Origin of the sequence: Acinetobacter boissieri (assembly GCF_900096955.1) — a bacterium.
GTDB classification, from domain to species: Bacteria; Pseudomonadota; Gammaproteobacteria; order Pseudomonadales; family Moraxellaceae; genus Acinetobacter; species Acinetobacter boissieri.
The window spans coordinates 65,444-83,654 of the sequence record NZ_FMYL01000001.1; the positions used below are offsets into that span (position 1 = coordinate 65,444).

20 protein-coding genes are annotated in these 18,211 nt (G+C 39.4%); 10 read left to right on the forward strand and 10 right to left on the reverse strand.

The annotated features are described in order from the left end of the window. Positions 1-109 precede the first annotated feature (109 nt). The 3 genes from BLS38_RS00320 to BLS38_RS00330 are packed head-to-tail and all read left to right on the forward strand — an operon-like array spanning position 110 to position 4,805. Entirely contained in the window at positions 110-1,414 is a 1,305-nt protein-coding gene (locus BLS38_RS00320) for an efflux RND transporter periplasmic adaptor subunit (protein ID WP_092746341.1), read from the forward strand. 2 nt (positions 1,415-1,416) lie between these two features. Beyond that, the gene (locus BLS38_RS00325) at positions 1,417-3,408 is read left to right on the forward strand and encodes a MacB family efflux pump subunit (RefSeq protein WP_092746342.1); all 1,992 of its coding nucleotides are present in this window, start codon (positions 1,417-1,419) and stop codon (positions 3,406-3,408) included. Between the two features lie 8 nt (positions 3,409-3,416). Next, on the forward strand, positions 3,417-4,805 hold the full coding sequence (locus BLS38_RS00330) for an efflux transporter outer membrane subunit (RefSeq protein WP_425283433.1): 1,389 nt from the start codon (positions 3,417-3,419) through the stop codon (positions 4,803-4,805). 48 nt (positions 4,806-4,853) lie between these two features. Here the strand turns inward: BLS38_RS00330 and BLS38_RS00335 are convergent, their stop codons facing one another. The 3 genes from BLS38_RS00335 to orn all read right to left on the reverse strand — a co-directional run bounded on the left by BLS38_RS00335 (position 4,854) and on the right by orn (position 7,252). Next, positions 4,854-5,657, reverse strand: coding sequence for an enoyl-ACP reductase FabI (locus tag BLS38_RS00335; protein WP_092746344.1), 804 nt, complete (start codon positions 5,655-5,657; stop codon positions 4,854-4,856). Between the two features lie 165 nt (positions 5,658-5,822). Then, positions 5,823-6,554, reverse strand: coding sequence for a Bax inhibitor-1/YccA family protein (locus BLS38_RS00340; protein ID WP_092746345.1), 732 nt, complete (start codon positions 6,552-6,554; stop codon positions 5,823-5,825). A gap of 143 nt (positions 6,555-6,697) precedes the next feature. Beyond that, entirely contained in the window at positions 6,698-7,252 is a 555-nt protein-coding gene (gene orn / locus BLS38_RS00345; protein WP_092746346.1) for an oligoribonuclease, read from the reverse strand. A 120-nt stretch (positions 7,253-7,372) separates the two neighbouring features. On the opposite strand from orn, the gene rsgA reads away from it, so the two are divergent. From rsgA to BLS38_RS00375, 6 genes are all read left to right on the forward strand, one after another. Beyond that, positions 7,373-8,431 carry a ribosome small subunit-dependent GTPase A gene (gene rsgA / locus BLS38_RS00350; RefSeq protein WP_092746347.1) on the forward strand — a complete coding sequence of 353 codons (1,059 nt, stop codon included), beginning with the start codon at positions 7,373-7,375 and terminating at the stop codon, positions 8,429-8,431. Between the two features lie 91 nt (positions 8,432-8,522). Further along, positions 8,523-8,930, forward strand: a complete 408-nt coding sequence (locus BLS38_RS00355; RefSeq protein ID WP_092746348.1) for a rhodanese-like domain-containing protein — start codon at positions 8,523-8,525, stop codon at positions 8,928-8,930. Positions 8,931-8,946: 16 nt separating this feature from the next. Then, the gene (gene grxC / locus BLS38_RS00360) at positions 8,947-9,201 is read left to right on the forward strand and encodes a glutaredoxin 3 (RefSeq protein WP_092746349.1); all 255 of its coding nucleotides are present in this window, start codon (positions 8,947-8,949) and stop codon (positions 9,199-9,201) included. A 24-nt stretch (positions 9,202-9,225) separates the two neighbouring features. Continuing rightward, positions 9,226-9,684, forward strand: a complete 459-nt coding sequence (gene secB, locus BLS38_RS00365; RefSeq protein ID WP_092746350.1) for a protein-export chaperone SecB — start codon at positions 9,226-9,228, stop codon at positions 9,682-9,684. A gap of 139 nt (positions 9,685-9,823) precedes the next feature. Beyond that, positions 9,824-11,113 (forward strand): ABC1 kinase family protein, encoded by a 1,290-nt coding sequence (locus tag BLS38_RS00370; protein WP_092746351.1) that lies wholly within the window; start codon positions 9,824-9,826, stop codon positions 11,111-11,113. Positions 11,114-11,196: 83 nt separating this feature from the next. Further along, positions 11,197-11,529, forward strand: coding sequence for a HopJ type III effector protein (locus BLS38_RS00375; protein ID WP_092746352.1), 333 nt, complete (start codon positions 11,197-11,199; stop codon positions 11,527-11,529). 23 nt (positions 11,530-11,552) lie between these two features. Here BLS38_RS00375 and crcB read toward each other — a convergent pair whose 3' ends face one another. The 4 genes from crcB to BLS38_RS00400 form a co-directional block, all read right to left on the reverse strand. After that, the gene (crcB, locus tag BLS38_RS00380; RefSeq protein WP_092746353.1) at positions 11,553-11,933 is read right to left on the reverse strand and encodes a fluoride efflux transporter CrcB; all 381 of its coding nucleotides are present in this window, start codon (positions 11,931-11,933) and stop codon (positions 11,553-11,555) included. Positions 11,934-12,289: 356 nt separating this feature from the next. Continuing rightward, on the reverse strand, positions 12,290-13,261 hold the full coding sequence (locus BLS38_RS00390) for a tetratricopeptide repeat-containing glycosyltransferase (RefSeq protein ID WP_143230094.1): 972 nt from the start codon (positions 13,259-13,261) through the stop codon (positions 12,290-12,292). A gap of 65 nt (positions 13,262-13,326) precedes the next feature. Beyond that, entirely contained in the window at positions 13,327-14,526 is a 1,200-nt protein-coding gene (locus tag BLS38_RS00395) for a TIGR03862 family flavoprotein (protein ID WP_092746356.1), read from the reverse strand. Continuing rightward, positions 14,523-15,149 (reverse strand): class I SAM-dependent methyltransferase, encoded by a 627-nt coding sequence (locus BLS38_RS00400; protein WP_092746357.1) that lies wholly within the window; start codon positions 15,147-15,149, stop codon positions 14,523-14,525. The genes BLS38_RS00395 and BLS38_RS00400 overlap by 4 nt, the downstream gene beginning before the upstream one ends. An 88-nt stretch (positions 15,150-15,237) precedes the next feature. Between BLS38_RS00400 and BLS38_RS00405 the strand changes: the two genes are divergently transcribed. Then, complete coding sequence (locus BLS38_RS00405) at positions 15,238-15,417, forward strand: DNA gyrase inhibitor YacG (RefSeq protein WP_092746358.1); 180 nt, start codon at positions 15,238-15,240, stop codon at positions 15,415-15,417. On the opposite strand, the gene BLS38_RS00410 is transcribed toward BLS38_RS00405, so the two are convergent. The 3 genes from BLS38_RS00410 to BLS38_RS00420 form a co-directional block, all read right to left on the reverse strand. Then, positions 15,414-16,055: an MBL fold metallo-hydrolase gene (locus BLS38_RS00410; RefSeq protein ID WP_092746359.1), complete on the reverse strand. Its 642-nt coding sequence runs from the start codon at positions 16,053-16,055 to the stop codon at positions 15,414-15,416. The genes BLS38_RS00405 and BLS38_RS00410 overlap by 4 nt on opposite strands. Before the next feature lie 10 nt (positions 16,056-16,065). Continuing rightward, complete coding sequence (gene hemH / locus BLS38_RS00415) at positions 16,066-17,088, reverse strand: ferrochelatase (protein WP_092746360.1); 1,023 nt, start codon at positions 17,086-17,088, stop codon at positions 16,066-16,068. Positions 17,089-17,225: 137 nt separating this feature from the next. After that, positions 17,226-18,200: a DUF4062 domain-containing protein gene (locus tag BLS38_RS00420; protein WP_092746361.1), complete on the reverse strand. Its 975-nt coding sequence runs from the start codon at positions 18,198-18,200 to the stop codon at positions 17,226-17,228. Between the last annotated feature and the right edge of the window lie 11 nt (positions 18,201-18,211).

Below are 18,211 nucleotides of genomic sequence, written 5' to 3' on the forward strand. Positions count from 1 at the left end.
AATTAGATTTAAATCACTTTATAATTTTTCAACACGTTCACAGTAGATTCACTTTTTTCACTTAATCTACCTTTCTATATTTCATTTTTTACTGACGTTGTTTCACGCTATGTTAAAAAAAATCAAACCGATACGACTTGTTATTGTTCTTGCAATCATTGCTGCCCTTTGTTTTTTTATTTGGCAATCGTTCAAACCTAAAACAGAACAGCCACAGTATATTACCGAAGAAGTTGTTCGGGGAAATCTTGAAAATACTGTACTTGCTACAGGTACACTTGGTGCAAGTAAAAGCTTAAGCGTAGGTGCTCAGGTTTCCGGTCAGGTCAAACATATGTACGTTCAACTGGGTGACCAAGTCAAAAGAGGACAAATTATTGCTAAAATTGACTCTGTCACACAAGCCAATGCACTAGACAATAGTGCAGCAAGTATTAAAAGCCTATTAGCACAACGTGTACAACAAGAAGCTCAACTCAACGAAGCCAATTCTGAATATAAACGCCAAAAATCGATGTTTGCTCAAGATGCCACTTCTCGCTCAAATTATGAAGCGGCTGATGCAAAATATAAAACAGCTGTAGCTCAACTTAAAGTGATTGATGCACAAATTGAACAAGCACATTTATCTGAATCTACTGCACGTATTAATTTGAATTACACCAAAATCATTGCACCTATGGACGGGACAATTGTCGCGATTGTGACCAATGAAGGGCAAACCGTTAACTCAAATCAAACCACACCAACGATTGTAAAATTGGCACAGCTTGATCAAATGACTATCAAAGCTCAGGTCAGCGAAGCTGATATTATGAAAATTGAAAAAGGCCAACAAGTTTACTTTACAACACTTGGTGATGACAAAAAACGTTATGCAACACTGCGTCAAGTTGAACCTGCACCAGACTCAATTAGCAGTGATTCGAGCACCAGCAGTAATTCAGCCGTTTACTATAATGCTTTATTTGATGTACCCAATTCCGATCAAAAACTTCGTATTAATATGACAGCACAGGTCTATATTGTTCTTAGCGCTGTTAAAGATGCCCTATTAATTCCATCCACTGCGCTTAGTAACCGTGGTCCAAAACATTCAGACAATACAACAACATCTAAAAACACAAAAGAGACTTTGCCAAACAAAGCTACAAAACTTGAACTAACACCTGCACAAAAAGAGTTACTTCAATCAGGTCAAGCCAGTTTGAGTATGGTACGTGTACTGGTAGATAACACCCCTCAAATACAGCAAGTACTCATTGGCATGAATAACCGTATTAGTGCGCAAGTACTTGCAGGCCTTAACGAGGGCGACCAAGTCATTATTGCAGATAGCAATGACTCTTCGGCAGCCAATGCCAAAGCCAGTAATAACCGTAAACGCAATACACCACCACCTATGGGAATGTAAACATGACACAACAAGCATTGCTTGAAGTTCGTGACCTTATTCGAGAATTCCCCGCAGGTGAAGGTACGATTCAAGTTTTAAAAAACATCAACTTAAGCATTTATTCTGGTGAGTTGGTTGCAATTGTTGGGCAATCTGGCTCTGGTAAATCTACCCTCATGAACATTTTGGGTTGCCTCGATCGCCCAACGCAAGGATATTATCAGGTCAATGGTCATGAAACAGGTCAACTTGAACCTGATGAACTTGCGAAATTACGTAGAGAGTATTTTGGCTTTATTTTTCAGCGTTACCATTTACTCAATGACCTTTCAGCGGAAGGCAATGTAGAAGTGCCTTCAGTATATGCAAGTGCTGCACCATCTGAGCGAAAAAACAGAGCAAAAACACTACTGACTGCTCTTGGGCTTGAAAGTAAAACCCAAAACCGACCGAACCAACTCTCTGGTGGGCAACAGCAGCGTGTATCTATTGCACGTGCACTCATGAATGGTGGCGATGTTATTTTGGCTGATGAGCCTACTGGCGCACTTGACTCTAACAGTGGTATAGAAGTCATGCGTATTTTACGTGCCTTAAATGCAGCAGGTCATACCATTATTTTAGTCACACACGATATGGATGTGGCAAAGAATGCAACTCGTATTATTGAACTTAAAGATGGTGAAGTCATTGCAGACCGCTCCAATTCACAAAAAGTACTAGAAAATAGCAATGACGCGTCTTCACATCATGCAGTATTAGACTCCAATACACAAAAAGGAAAAAAAGTCTCTGCAGTTCGCTCTTCTCTAGATCGTCTGTCTGAAGCCTTTCGTATGGCACTTCTTGCCATGAATGCACATCGCATGCGTACCTTTTTAACTATGCTAGGTATTATTATTGGCATTGCATCAGTCGTTACAGTTGTGGCTCTAGGGCGAGGTACGCAAGAGGAAATCTTAAAAGAGATTAGTAGCTTAGGTACAAATACAATTACAGTCATGCAAGGTAAAGGCTTTGGTGATAACTCCAAAACAGCAAACTTTAAAACATTAATTCCCAGTGATGCCGATGCTTTAGCAACTCAACCGTATGTAAGCGCAGTCAGTCCGTTAGTTAACACGTCTAAAGTCATTCGCTTTCAAGAAAATGAAGCCACTGCTAGTATTAATGGCGTTGGCCGTGACTTCTTTATGGTCAAAGGACTCAGCTTTCAAGAAGGACAAGGGTTTGATGAAAATAGTGTACGTATTCGTGCGCAAGATGTCGTCATTGACACCAACACTCAAAAGCAGTTTTTCTCTCATTTACGTAGTCCAGTTGGACAAGTAATTTTACTTGGTAGCGTACCTGCTCGTATTATTGGTGTGATTGCACCACCAACGAACACAGCAGGGCTTAGTGATTCACTAAACGTTTATATGCCATATACCACTGTTATGAGCCGTATGTTAGGACAATCAAACTTACGTAATATTTTGGTACTAGTGAATGATAAATACTCCACAGATGCAGCTGACAATGCCATTGTCAATCTGCTTACACAACGTCATGGTGCACAAGATATTTACACCATGAACAGCGACAGTATTCGACAAACCATTGAAAAAACCACAAATACTATGACTTTACTGGTTTCAGCAATCGCTGTAATTTCACTAATTGTTGGTGGTATTGGTGTAATGAATATTATGTTGGTTTCAGTCACTGAACGTACACAAGAAATTGGGGTTCGTATGGCTGTAGGTGCACGGCAGAGCGATATTTTGCAACAATTTTTAATTGAAGCAATTTTAGTCTGCTTATTAGGTGGCGTTTTAGGCGTGCTTTTATCTCTAGGGCTAGGTCAGCTTCTGACCCAGCTGAGTGGCGGAAGCTTCACGCTATCTTACTCTACCCTATCTATTGTGGCAGCATTTGTGTGCTCTACCCTCATCGGTGTTGTGTTCGGCTTTTTACCTGCAAAAAATGCAGCAAAACTCGATCCTGTTGCAGCTTTAGCGAGAGAATAATGAACTTTATGAAACACCAATTTTCAGCACTCACCTCTACACTCTTATTGTCAAGCATGCTGTTAGGCTGTAGTGCATTGGTTAAAACACCGTACCAAATGCCTGAAGTGATTACATCAAAACACTTTGCTTATGCTCAAAGTACACAAGCGGATGCGTATCCAGACCAATGGTGGACACTTTTTGGTGATACACATCTTAATCACTTAATCGAGCAAGTCATTCAAGAAAATAACAACCTTGCAATTGCTGGTCTTACACTGCAGCAAGCGAGACTCAAAGCAGGTTTAGCCGAAAGCCAACAAGGGCTCAGAGTCAATGCGTCTTCCTCTACCGGGCATCGTTTTATGTTCGAAGATGGATCTAACCAATCGCAAGGGGTTTCTACGAATGTTGGTGTGAGCTATGAGTTAGATTTGTTTGGTAAACTCTCTCATCAAACACAAAGTGCACAATGGGAAGCTCAAGCCAGTGCAGAAGATCTACAAGCAACAGCGCAAGCACTTATTGCAACCACTGCTAAACTGTACTGGCAACTGGCCTACTTAAATGACAGTAAAACCAATGCAGAGCAAAGTTTGGCACATTCACAACAGTTAAATACATTGGTAAATACGCAATACAAATTTGGTGCGGTATCTGGCTTAGAAACGAGTCAAGCTGCACAAGCAGTACAAAGCCAAATGTCTAACTTAAACCGAATTGAGCAAAACTTAGTAGAAACACGAACAGCTCTTGCTGTACTTTTACATATTCCTGTACAACAATTAAAGATTGCCGAACCTAAAAAACTTCCGCAAACGACACTACCAACCATTGCAGCGGGCTTACCTGCAACGCTTTTAGCACGTAGACCAGATTTACAAGCTGCTGAGTTTCGTTTGCGTAAAGCATTGGAAAGTACCAATGCGACTCGTGCCAGTTACTACCCATCTATTAGTCTAACCAGCAATTTAGGCAGTAGTAGTACATCATTAACAGAACTGATTAAAAACCCAATCTTGACACTAGGTGCGAATCTAAGTTTGCCATTTTTGCAATATAACGACATGAAACGTAATATTTCAGTAAGCCAATTAGAGTACGACAAAGCCATTTTGCAATATAAACAAACGCTATACCAAGCATTTGCAGATGTTGAAAATGCATTATCTAACCAAACTCAACTGGCAAATCAAGTACAGGCTCAAACCGATACACTGACATTGGCTGAACGCTCAGAAAAATTAGTTTTAGTTCAATACAAGTATGGTTCAGTCCCACTAAAAACGGTATTAGACCAACAAGAAAGCACCCGAAATACCCGTTTAAATTTAGTGAACTTAAAACAAAGCCAATACAATGCCTATGTTACGCTCATACAGGCTCTCGGTGGCCGCCCAATTCCACCCCATTAAACACAAAAAAGCGACCATAAAATGGTCGCTTTTTTGTGTTTAAGACGATTATTCATCATCCATCATTGCAGGGCTCATACCTACTGTGTTGAAACCTGCATCTACATACATAATTTCACCCGTAATACCAGAAGCCCACGGCGAGCATAAAAATAATGCTGCATTACCAACTTCTTCAATGGTTACATTGCGTTTGAGTGGTGAGATTTTCTCATTGGCATCTAACATTTTACGGAAAGATTTAATACCAGACGCAGCCAATGTGCGAATTGGACCTGCTGAAATTGCATTCACACGAATACCATCTGCACCCAAGCTTGAAGCAAGGTAACGTACGCCCGCTTCAAGTGATGCTTTAGCCATACCCATCACGTTGTAGTTTGGCATCACACGCTCTGAACCTTGATAAGTCAATGTTAACAAACAACCTTGACGTGCTTGTAACAAAGGCTTTGCAGCACATGCCATTTCAATAAAGCTATACGCACTAATATCATGCGCAACTTTAAAGCCATCACGGTCTGTCACATCAGTAAAGTCACCATCTAATGTATGTGCTGGCGCAAAACCAATCGAATGGATTACACCATCTAAACCATCCCAATGCGTTGCAATTGATGCAAATGCAGCATCAACTTCACCATCTACAGATACATCACATGGAAATACCAATGTTGAACCAAAGCTTGCTGCAAAATCATCAACACGTTTTTTCAGCTTTTCATTTGGGTAAGTAAAAGCAAGCTCTGCACCTTCACGATGAAGTGCTTGTGCAATACCGTAAGCAATAGATAATTTGCTTGCAACGCCTGCAACTAAAAAGCGTTTACCTGTGAGTAATCCTTGTGCCATGTGCTGGTCTCTCATTAAAGTTATTTAATAGATGTGCTATATTTTGTCGAGTTTGAGGCAATTTATAAATTGCATAAAGCATCTTTTTTTATTTATTTAGTTATTCGTTATAAAAAAGCCACCTTTATTCGAATAAAGGTGGCTTTTGTTGAAGATAGAATCAATTTAATCGTTTGACGTTAAGCCAATCAAACGTAAAAATGACACATACATCCAAACTAGGGTTGCCAACAAGGCAACAGCACATGTCCATTCAAATGCTTTTGGTGCACGTTGTGCAGCTGCACTTTCAATCAAGTCAAAATCTAAAATAAGGTTCAATGATGCAATCACAGCAACAAAAGCGGCAAAACCAATACCTAACCAATTACTTTCAAAAACATATGGAATAGATGAGCTAAATAATAAACTCATAACCATTTGCACAACAAACACTAAAGCTATTGCAATGGTTGCAGATAAAACCACTGCTTTAAACTTTTCAGTGGCACGAATGATTTTTGCTCGATACAAACCAAACATCACTAGAGTTGTTACAAAAGTTGCTAAAAGTGCCTGTAATGGTGCACCTGGGTATTTGGCTTGAAATACAAAAGAAATACCACCTAAAAATGCACCTTCAAATAAGGCATATGGAATCGCTAAAGTCGGGGCAGTATTTGGCTTAAAGGTAAGAATCAAAGCCAAAATAAAACCACCAATACCACCAACCATCGTCGCAGCATAAGCGATGCCGACATTTAAAGTCATGGCACAATAAAAAAACAGTGCAATACCTGCAATTGCAGATATTGCAGTTAACAACACTGACTTACCAACAGCCCCTTGTACACTCATGGGCTGCGTATAATCTGCGTGTGTTTCTACACGCGTTAAAATAGGATTATTACTTTGCATTACTCAACTCTTCTTAAGTGGTAGTTGATACTGAACCAGTTTAAGTACAAAACGGTCTGCGAACAAAACGTTTTTGTAACAGTACTTTTATCTATATGCCCTCAAGTTTATAAGCTTCAAGAGACAAATAATAAATCTTTATATTACTTATTAGTGATAAAAAAATACTCTCGATAATATTTTAACTCACGAATAGAATCTCGAATATCATCTAATGCTAAATGAGAAGCTTCTTTTCTTAGGCCCTCCATAATTTCAGGACGCCAGCGTTTTGCGAGCTCTTTCACTGATGATACATCTAAATGACGATAATGGAAAAATTGTTCTAATTCTGGCATTAAGCGATGCATAAAACGGCGGTCTTGGCAGATTGAATTACCACACATCGGCGATGATTTGGGTGCAACCCATTTTTTTAAGAACTCTAAAGTTTGTATTTCTGCATCACGTATTGTGAGCGTACTACGGCGCACACGCTGAATTAATCCCGATTGACCATGTTGGCGTGTATTCCACTCGTCCATTGCATTTAAAATAGTATCTGGTTGATGCACAGCCAATACAGGGCCTTCTGCCAAAATATTTAAATGATCATCGGTAATGATCGTAGCAATTTCGATAATTTTATCGTTGTCTGTATCTAGCCCTGTCATTTCAAGGTCAATCCAGATTAGCCGTGTTTGTAATGTGCTGCTCATGAAATCAATGCTTATTCACCCAGTAAACATCAATATTAGCAAATTTATGCTGTCTTGGCTGTAATTGTCATAGCCTTCATGCTATTTTTGCATTTTATCTATTTTGTTTTTAGGGATTGAATGGCTCTCATTCGTAAACGACGTTTAACTGACCAGCAAAAGCGACGCATTCATAAACAACACCAATCTCGACAAGATGACATAGACACATCAAATGATCTCGAAGGTCTTGTGGTTCAGCACTATGGGCGTCAACTTGAAGTCAAGGCATTGTCTGTTCCTGAAATACATCCTGAAAAACCTGTGCTCGGGCCAAATGACCCTGAACCCTTTTGGAAACCCATTACACTCGGCAGTGTTTGGCGTTGTCACACCCGCACCAACCTTGAGCTATTAGTCACAGGTGACCGTGTGACTTGGCAAGCCGACCCCAATACAGGCTTAGGCATTATTACTGCCATTCATCCAAGACAATCGCTACTTACTCGACCAGATCGCTACCATAAAGTAAAGCCTGTCGCAGCCAACATTAGTTTAATTGTGATTGTTTTTGCGCCGCTACCAGAACCTGCACCCACATTGATTGACCGCTATTTAGTGGCTTGCCAGCATGCCAATATTCCAACACTATTGGTTCTAAACAAAGAAGACTTAATGGTCTCTAGCCCTCATATTAAAACCCTTTTACAAGAGTACCAACAGTTAGGCTATGAAGTCATGACAACGCATGCACATGGCAATGTCGATGCTTTAGCACAAAGAATTGATGGAGAAACTGTTGCTTTCGTAGGCCAATCTGGTGTTGGGAAAAGCTCATTGATCAATACTATTTTGCCCGATGCAGCTCAAAAAATTAATATCATTTCAGAAAATTCTGCACTTGGACAACATACAACGACATCGACCAGACTGATTGGCTTTGGTCAAAGTGGTGCACTCATTGACTCGCCAGGTATTCGTGAATTCGGTTTGTGGCATTTAACTGAAGATGCCATTTATTCAGGATTTCCTGAAATATCAGCACTCATTGGTCAGTGCCAATTTAGAAACTGTACACATAAGCAAGCCAAAAACTGCGCACTAGAAAAAGCAGCTGTAGACGGTGAGATTTTACCAAGACGCTTAGAGAGTTTTTTACGTCTATGTGATGAAATTCAAGAGGCACAGCAAAAAAGCTAAATTTCTTTTGTATTACCCTTGAAGCAAGGTTTTTGATCACCATTAATATAAGCTATACTCAAGCTCATTTTTAATGGTTATAAGGTGAATTGTGGAACGTTGGTTCGAATTTATGGGGAATCACCCCTTTTTGTTTGCTCTGCTTGCGGTTCTCATCGTATCGTTTTTCGTGATTGAAAGTAAACGTAACGGGCGCAAAATCTCAGCACAATCCCTTGGAGTTTTGGTTAAAGCCAAAAACGCCATGCTTATTGATTTAAGAGACGCAAAGGACTACCGCGAAGGACATGTAAGTGGTAGTCGTAATATTCCATACAGTAAGCTTGAAAGCCATATTGAAGAATTAAAAACAGCAGAAAGACCACTAGTATTCATTTGTAACTTAGGTCAGGTTGCCGGTTCAGCACTATCACAAGTCGGTCATAGCGATAGCTACCGTTTAGATGGCGGTGTGGCCAATTGGAAAGCTCAAGGCTTACCACTCGTTAAACCGAAATAGTATTTTGGAGAAAGTTATGTCAAAAGTTATTGTCTATTCAACAACTGTCTGCCCATATTGCGTTCGTGCTAAACAGCTTTTACAACGCAAAGGTATTGAATATAAAGAAATAAACTTATCCAATGAAGCACCAGAAGTTCGTACTGAACTAATACAACGGACAAATCACCGTACCGTGCCTCAAATCTTTATCAATGACCAATTTATTGGTGGTTTTGATCAACTTTATGCACTAGATCGTGAAGGTAAACTTGACGAATTGGTTGCTTAACTTTTTAACACAAAGGATCTTATAATGAGCGAAGAACAACAACCGCAATTAGCACTTGAACGTCTATATACTAAAGATGTTTCTTTCGAAGTTCCTGGGGCACACGTTTTTACTAAAGAATGGCAGCCTGAGCTGAACATCAACTTATCATCTACTGCCGACAAAGTGGACGACACACACTTTGAAGTTGCTCTTAAAGTAGTTGTAGAAGCAAAAAATGCAGGTGAAACAGCATTTATTGTAGACGTTACACAAGCAGGTATTTTCTTAGTTGATGGTATTGAAGAAGAGCGTCTACCTTACATTTTGGGTGCGTACTCACCAAATATTTTATTCCCATTTTTACGTGAAGCTGTGAATGATTTAGTGACTAAAGGTAGCTTCCCACAATTACTGCTTACACCAATTAATTTTGATGCAGAGTTCGAAGCAAACTTACAACGTGCTCAAATGGCTGCTGCTGAAGCAGAAGGCAAAGCATAAAAATGAGCCTGTGTGGGAAATCATATGTTTCCCACACAACGTTCCTAAACAACAAAAATTGAACAATAATAGATACTCTGTAAACACTAACCCCGTTATTATTTTGAATAAATCGTAGTTAAAAACAAGGCAATTGGCTATGGCATCATCAAGCAAACGCTTTTTAAAACTCGCCACAATGACAGCAAGTATTGCAAGTAAGACTGTATCTAACACTATTCGTAACATCACGTCTAACGATGCTGAAAAAACATCTGCGAAGCAACAATTGTTTCATGATATTGGCGTACAAATTGCCAATACACTCGGTGAAATGAAAGGTGCTGTCATGAAAGTAGGACAAATTGCCTCGCAGTATAAAGATATTTTTCCGCCTGAAGTCAGTAAAGCCATTGAAAAATTACAACGTCAAGCTCCACCAATGCCTTTTGAGCAAATTAAACCTTACATAGAAAAAGAGCTTGCACAGCCATTAAATGCCATTTTTTCAGATTTCGAGCCAGTACCTTTTGCGGCTGCATCGATTGGCCAAGTCCATAAAGCTAAACTACACAGTGGTGAAGATGTCGTCGTAAAAGTCCAATACCCAGGTGTAGATGAAGCCTGTGAAAGTGACCTCAAACAGGTCCGACTTGCTTTACGCCTTATGGGTGTTTTAAAAATAGACAAAAAACTCCAAGACCAACTGTTTGATGAAATACAAGAGAGTCTAAGTAACGAATTAAATTATGAAATAGAAGCACAAAATCTAGAAGTTGCTCGATCTTTTCATGCCAACATAGACTCAAAGATTATTATTCCATCTGTATATAAAGCGTTTTCCACACGACATATTCTAACCTTAAGCTTCGAATCTGGGGAAAGTATACAAACAGCCAGCACATGGTCTCAGCCACTGAGAAATGAGCTTGGTAAACGTTTATTTCGCGCGATGGGACAAGAAATTTTCTATTTACGTCGCTTTCACTGTGACCCTCACCCTGGTAATTTTTCATTTCGAGAAAATGGTCAGGTGGTTGTCTATGATTATGGTGGTGTGAAAATTATTTCTCCACAAATTATTGAACATTTTAAACAACTCATTTGTGCAGCAAGAAATAATGATCTGACAGTGCTCGAAAATCAACTGGTTTCATTACGCGCACTCACTGAAAAAAATATGTTTCCTCACCCCCTATACCAACAATGGTTAGAGGTTTTATTACGCCCACTGGTTACAGACTATGACTTTGCTGAAAATAGCGCTCACCACGATGGCGTAAAACTGGTTAAACAGTCCCTTAAATATTGGGATTTATTTAGACCTTCTCCCGATACACTCATGATTAACCGAACAATTTCAGGGCATTATTGGAATTTAATTCATTTAAAAGTACATGACAATTTAAGTGATATTTTTGAAGAGCTCGTACCATCAACATCCCATTAAAAAGAATACCACTGTAATCTACTCATTTTAAAAATGGGTCTTAATTACGTGTAATCAATTTTCAAGCATATATGAGTCGACACATGGCAGAACTTATTTTACAACAACTTCAACAACATACGCAGTTTAAAGATGTGATTGCATATATTGAGGAACTATATACACACACACCCACTGCTTTTAAAAATGGATTGCAAAACAATACAGCCCATGAAAATCAAGGCAGCGCTAAAGTGTTATATTTTGCACAACTACAACAACTAGACCAGACTCAGACCTTAAATTTATTTGCAGAACACTACCAAAGTGTACTCAATACGCCAGATGACCAAGACCATCAAAATATTCGCCAATTTATGCAACATGGCTGGAGCGGTGTTGTCTTTTCAGGTGCTGTACTGGCGCCAAAAGTGTAACTCTTTTACTGTATGTCACTGTACTAAGACGCAGTGACATACTGGTATGTTGCCATACCTGCAAAAGTACACAATAATGCACCAATCACATGTATAGAAATCGCAAGGCATGCTGTACTAAAACGCCCTTGTTGCAGTAATGCCACTACCTCAGCCGAAAAAGTAGAAAATGTCGTCAAGCCACCGCAAAAACCTGTAATTAAAAATAATTTATACTGACCACTAAGTTGGCTTTGTGCAAAAAAGGCAATTAAAAATCCAATAATAAAACCACCCACTAAATTAACACACACTGTACCCAAAGGAATGGCAGGGTATATTTGATTGAGTTTAAGTCCAATCAGCCAGCGTAACCACCCACCTAATACCGAACCACATGCAATTGCAAATAGTGAATAGCCCACAAAGAACTCCTTTTTTAATTTTTTAAAATTGGTACTAGCCTAACAGCATGAGCTTAAATTTAATTATCAATACATTTTCATGACTTGAAATTGTTTAAGTATTCTCTGTCTTAATTTCACAATTTGACTATTTTTAAACTGTGGTAACTTTAAAAAAGCAAAGATATTATTTTGATTTTGTATATTTTTTTCAGCCATACACTCTTGTTTAAGCGCTGAAATCACTGTAAGTAACATGCCATAAAACTGATTAGATAACGGTTTTTTTTCAATTAAAGGCAATAAATGCCGATACGCTAACTCTGATTGACCTAGACTTAACGATGAATGAACTAGCTGTAGATCAATACCGTAGACTAGGGCAAAATCTTGATATAATACGTCATATGCTCAAAGTGCTGCTGCACAACAGACTGTGCTTGTTGTGCGTACTCATATGCCAATGCGTATAAACCTTGTTTTAAATACAACTTACTTAGCTCATAATATGCTTCAAATCGCTCTGGAAAAAGTTTAATGGCCTCTTTCCAATAGCTTTCTGCATTTAAAAATTTCTGAAATTGCAGCGCAATATATCCTAGTCTTAAATAACTTTCATACGTTTCATCAGTATTAAATACAATATGAGGATAATCTTGACTATAACTTAAACGTCGCTCAAGCCATTGTTTTGCCAAGTGATACTGACTAATACTCAGGTAAGATAAAGCACAGTAATACGCATAACGTGCTTTTAAAAACACATCTTGCTCTTGTGCATAAAATAAACTGAGATTTTTCACATCGTCGTGGTATTTATTTTTATTTTGACTTCGAGCCCCAAAATGACCAACTTTGACATAATAATCACTCATGATTATTGCAGTTTTAGTATCTAGTGAAAATGCAATAAACTCATGTAACTTACTACGCCATATACATGCTAAGTCATTTCTTACTAATAAATAACGATAATGAATTACACCATTTTCTTCTTTTAGTTTCAGTGCGTATGCATCTAAATCTAAATGTGGTAAATGCAACTGCCCTTCTATACGGTCGTCAGCGTCCCAAAATAAAATGTAATCTGCTGTACCACGACAAGCATCTAAGGCTAAATTTCGGTTATGCGCAAAGTCCTGCCATACATGTTCAAGTACTTGTCCATTGAGTTGATTTTTAATCAAATAGTTTTGTACTAAAACGACAGTATGATCTGTACTTCCAGTGTCACAAATCACCCAAAAATCAATATCAAAATGGTGCTGAAGATGATCAAGTGTACTTATAATAATAGGTGATTCATTTTTAACAATCATGCTTAACGCAATTTTTATTTTATCTGTCACAGCATACAGCTCGTACGAAAGACAAGCTTTAACATGCCACAGTTATTACAATTTCGCTAGTGTATTCATCGCAAAAAGTTATGCACACCATGACCTGCTATACGACCACTGGCCAAACATGCTGTTAATAAATAACCGCCTGTAGGCGCATCCCAGTCAAGCATTTCACCACAACAAAATACTGTTGGTTGGCTTTTAAGTTGCAAATCTGCAGTTAAAGCCGTTTGCATAACACCACCTGCACAGCTAATGGCTTCGTCTATGGGTCTAAAACCAAGCAGGTCTATACTTAAATGCTTAATATGAATCGCCATTTTTTCTGCATCGTGCCAATGCTCCCGATCAACCACTTCACGTAACAATGTTGACTTGGTGGCATCTACACCAATTTTGCGTAAGCGGTTACTTAAAGACTGTTTTTTATGCTGTTTTAAGCCACGTAACAGCTGTTCATAAGATACGTTGGGTAGTAAATCTAAACTTAAAGTATAGGTATTAGACCATAGCGCTTGTGCACGTAACTCACGATTTAAACGATAAACCACACCACTTTCTAGGCCATATTGCGTAATGACAATATCGCCTGTGACTGCATGTTCTTCAGTATCCACCCATGCTCGAATCCCTTTTAATGGCTGGCCAAATATAGGGTGCATATAGTCAGACCATGTACGTACAACACCTGCATTGCTGGCTTGAAATGCTGTGACTTGCTTTGCATCAAGCCAATGTAACCAACGCCCATCACTGCCGAGCTTTTGCCAAGAAATTGCACCACACGCCAAAACAATGGCATCAAAAGATAAGTCTTTGATATGTTCATCACGTGTAGTTTGTAGCGTTAACGTATTTCCTGAAAGGTCAATACAACGGTGTCTATAATAGAACTGTACGCCATGTTGTTGTAAACGCTGCAACCACGCACGTAATAACGGTGCAGCTTTCATTTCAACAGGAAAGATTCGCCCAGATGATCCCACATAAGATGAAATACCTAAATCTAGCATCCATGTTTGAATCCAAGTAGCATCATACTTTTTTACCCACGGCGCTAACCAATCAGATGCATCATAACGCCCAATAAAGTCGTTAATCGGCTCAGCATGTGAAATGTTTAGTCCTGTTTTGCCTGCCATGAGGAATTTTCGGGCAGCAGATGGCATTTGCTCAAACACATGTACAGCGTAACCGTGCTGGCTCAGTACTTCTGCTGCCATCAGCCCAGCCGGCCCAGCCCCAACAATTGCTACCGACTGCCGGCTCATGGATTAACACCATTTAAAGGCATAAAATCATCAAAACGAGTTGTATAATGCTGAGGCTTAGTCATCACTAACTGCTGGCACAGCTCGCCACGTGCTAAATACTTCACTTCAAAATGTGTTCTAGAGGAATCGCTAGCAATCGTTTGTTTCTCGTATGGCAATTTCCATACCTGTAATAATTGCTGTTCGGCTTCTGCAATATAGTCCACAATATTACTGGCTAAAATAATTTGCCCACCCTCAACCAAACGAGAAAGTAAAAACTCAAAAAATGGCATATTTAACCAACGCTGTGCTGAATTATGTGGCTCAGGGTTTGGATACAAAATATAAAATGTACTGACTTGCTTAGGATACAAAGCATGGGTAATCCACGGCAATGCATCGGCATGAATAGGGTGAAAATGTGAATTTGGGGTCAATGTCGCCTGCTTTTGCATTGCATCAAACTTCTCGCGTGTTCGCTCAATGGCATACAATGTCGTATCTGGATACTGCTGAGCAAAAAGCAACGCATGCTTGCCTTTACCCGCACCAATTTCAATCACAACAGGCTTATTTTCAATGGGTTTAAATTGGCGTGGCGCAACCATGCGCTGTGCTTGAAATTGACGAATCGGCATAATCAGATAAACTTATAAATATTGGAGTCAGTCTAACAAGCCGAACTGCTCTTGCCTACATTTAACCCCACAGTTTAGGAGCATTTTTATGCAGACTACGTTCCCATGCCCACGTTGTGGTGAGGCCTCTACATGGCAAGACAATGCCTTCCGTCCATTTTGCTCAGAACGCTGTAAACTCATAGACCTTGGTGCATGGGCAAGCGATGCCTACCGCTTACCAACTGAAGACTCACCAACAGCACATCATGGTTCAGATGATGATTAATTATTGGGTTGAATAAATGGGTTATGCGCTCGCTCATGCCCAATATGACTGATCGGGCCGTGACCGGGAATAAACTGAGTATGGTCGGGCAAGCTTAAACACTCTCGATGAATCGATGCAATTAAATCTGTATGGCTACTTTGTGGAAAGTCTGTGCGCCCTACAGATTCTTTAAATAAAACATCTCCGGCCCAAAGCAAGTTGTGCGATGCCTGATAAAACATAATATGGCCTGGTGTATGCCCTGGTGCAAAGCGGACTTCAAATACATGTTCACCCAACTGCAACAGATCACCACCCTCTAACCATTGGTTAATGGTAACGGGTTCTGGCGTAGGAAAACCATATTTTGCAGACACATCTTGGAGTGAATCAACCCAAAATGCATCTGCCTTATGTGGGCCAATAACGGGAACTTGCCACAGTTTCGCCAACTCACCCACTGCACCAATATGATCTAAGTGCCCATGTGTTACCCACAACGCTTTTACATTTAAGCCTTGCTCATTGATAAAGTGACAAATTTTTTCAGCGTCACCCCCTGCATCAATCACAACAGCTTCTTTACTTTCCGACTCCCAAACCACAGAGCAGTTTTGAGCAAATGGAGTCACTGGAATAATCTGAACCTGTAGCATATGCAGTATCTCAACGTGTGTATTGAGCCAATGTTACATCTAAAGCACTCAAGTGTGCATCTAGTAAAGTTTCGAATAATTGTAAATGCATAGCATCTGTATTTAACGCAGGAATATATGCATATGACTCACCGCCCGCATGCTTAAAGTTTTCTGCATTTTCTAAAGCCAATTCTTCAAGCGTTTCCAAACAATCTGCAGAAAATGCAGGGCTCATGATTTGAACAGACTTAACCCCTGTTTTGCCCCACTCTGCTAAAATTTCATCCGTATAGGGTCTAACCCACTCTTGCAAACCAAAACGTGACTGAAAACTGATCGCCCATTGGTCATCATTCAAATCCAATTCCTGTGCAACCAATTTCGCTGTTTTACGGCAACGTTCAGGGTATGGATCGCCTTTGTCTGCAAAGGGTTGTGGAATCCCATGAAAAGACATGAGTAATTTATCTGAACTACCATGCTCAGCACGATAACGGCGTACACTTTCAGCCAGTGCTTTAATATATAAAGGATGCTGATAGTAGTCACGAATCATACTAATACCCGGAATATTCCGCTGCTTGAGTGACCATTTTGATAACATATCAAATTGTGGCGCAGTAGATGTTGCTGAATACTGCGGATATAAAGGGAAAAGTAAAATATGGTCGGTATCTGAGCCATCTAAATCATTCAGCAAATGCTTCATACCTGGGTTGCCGTAGGTCATGGCAGGTACAATGTTTAACGCTAAGTTTGGATACTTCTGTGGCAAGACCTTTTGAATATGCTTTACCTGATCCATCATAATTTCACGCATAGGCGAATCTTTGCGCCATACAGAAGCATAGGCCTCAGCCACACGCTTTGGTCTAGACGGTAAAATAAACAGACGTAAAATAATTTGCCAAAGTACTTTGGGAATTTCAATTACACGCGTATCTGACAAAAACTCTTTTAGAAATTGACGCACAGCAGGCGCAGTTGCCGCATCGGGCGTGCCTAGGTTGGCAAGAATCACAGTGACCTTTGGTTTATTTTCTATCATCATGACAGTAGTCGCTCTTTGTATTTAAGTATAATTTAAAGCTTTTTAGTTTTAATTAAAACAAAACCATGACTTGTATTTTTATTTAAACTCATCGATATTCACAATGAATAAAATAAGCACTTCATTTAAAACATATTTTAAAGCATTTCCAAAGCCTTAGGTGTCATTTTCCATAACACATAACGATGATGGTCTCGACCAACAGGTACAATCCATGCATTTTTTTGCAGTTGCACTTTTATACTATGCAATGACTGCGTAGTTATATTGACTTCAGATACTTCTATTAAATTGGGGTGTGAAATCATCACATCAGACAATGCCACTTTTTCTAAATAACGATTTAAACAATACACAAAATACGTTTCTGGCTTTGGTGTAGAAAAAAACTGCGCTAAAATATGTAAAATACTCAACCATGTTAGTTTTTTAACTTGCTTTAAACGATGTTCATCTGTTTGATCGTATGCTCGCATGTGATATTTCAAGTCAAATACATCAGTACACTGTACCGTGACCAAATTGAGCATCGCTGCAGGAAGGTGGTTTTTAGGTTTGACCTCCAATTGTTCAACTCGCTGTCTGAGTCTTTTAATCTCATCTTGTAATAAACGTGTGCCATATGAACGAATCCAGCCTTGGGCCGGATAGCGTAAAAGCACTTCAGGCATATGTATGCGTGCTTTAAATTCTAAGTCTGTAATATCATCAAATGTATATACACAGTGCACATCATGTAAAATTTGTTGCCTAAACAATTCAAACTTTTGCTGTATGGCTGGCGGCATTTGCTGATAGCTTGCCATTGCTCTTGGTTCAGCCAAAACAAAAGCGATTACAGGCCTTTGTCTTGCTAAAGCATAAATGTATTCAAGTTGCATATAACTCATGTCCGATGAGGACAAAATGCCGTAATCTGCACCCAGCAATAGAATTAAATAGTCACTTTCATCAATTTGCCGACGTGCAAGCGTAGCTGTTTTAGAGGAACGTTTCTCTACCCCCCATGGAAAATAACCCATTATTACCAAAGTTTGGCATAGTGTTCTGTAAGCATCAGACACGTCTAGGCCCGATGTAGAAATAAAAACTTGATACCGTTTATCGACCATAAAATAGACTC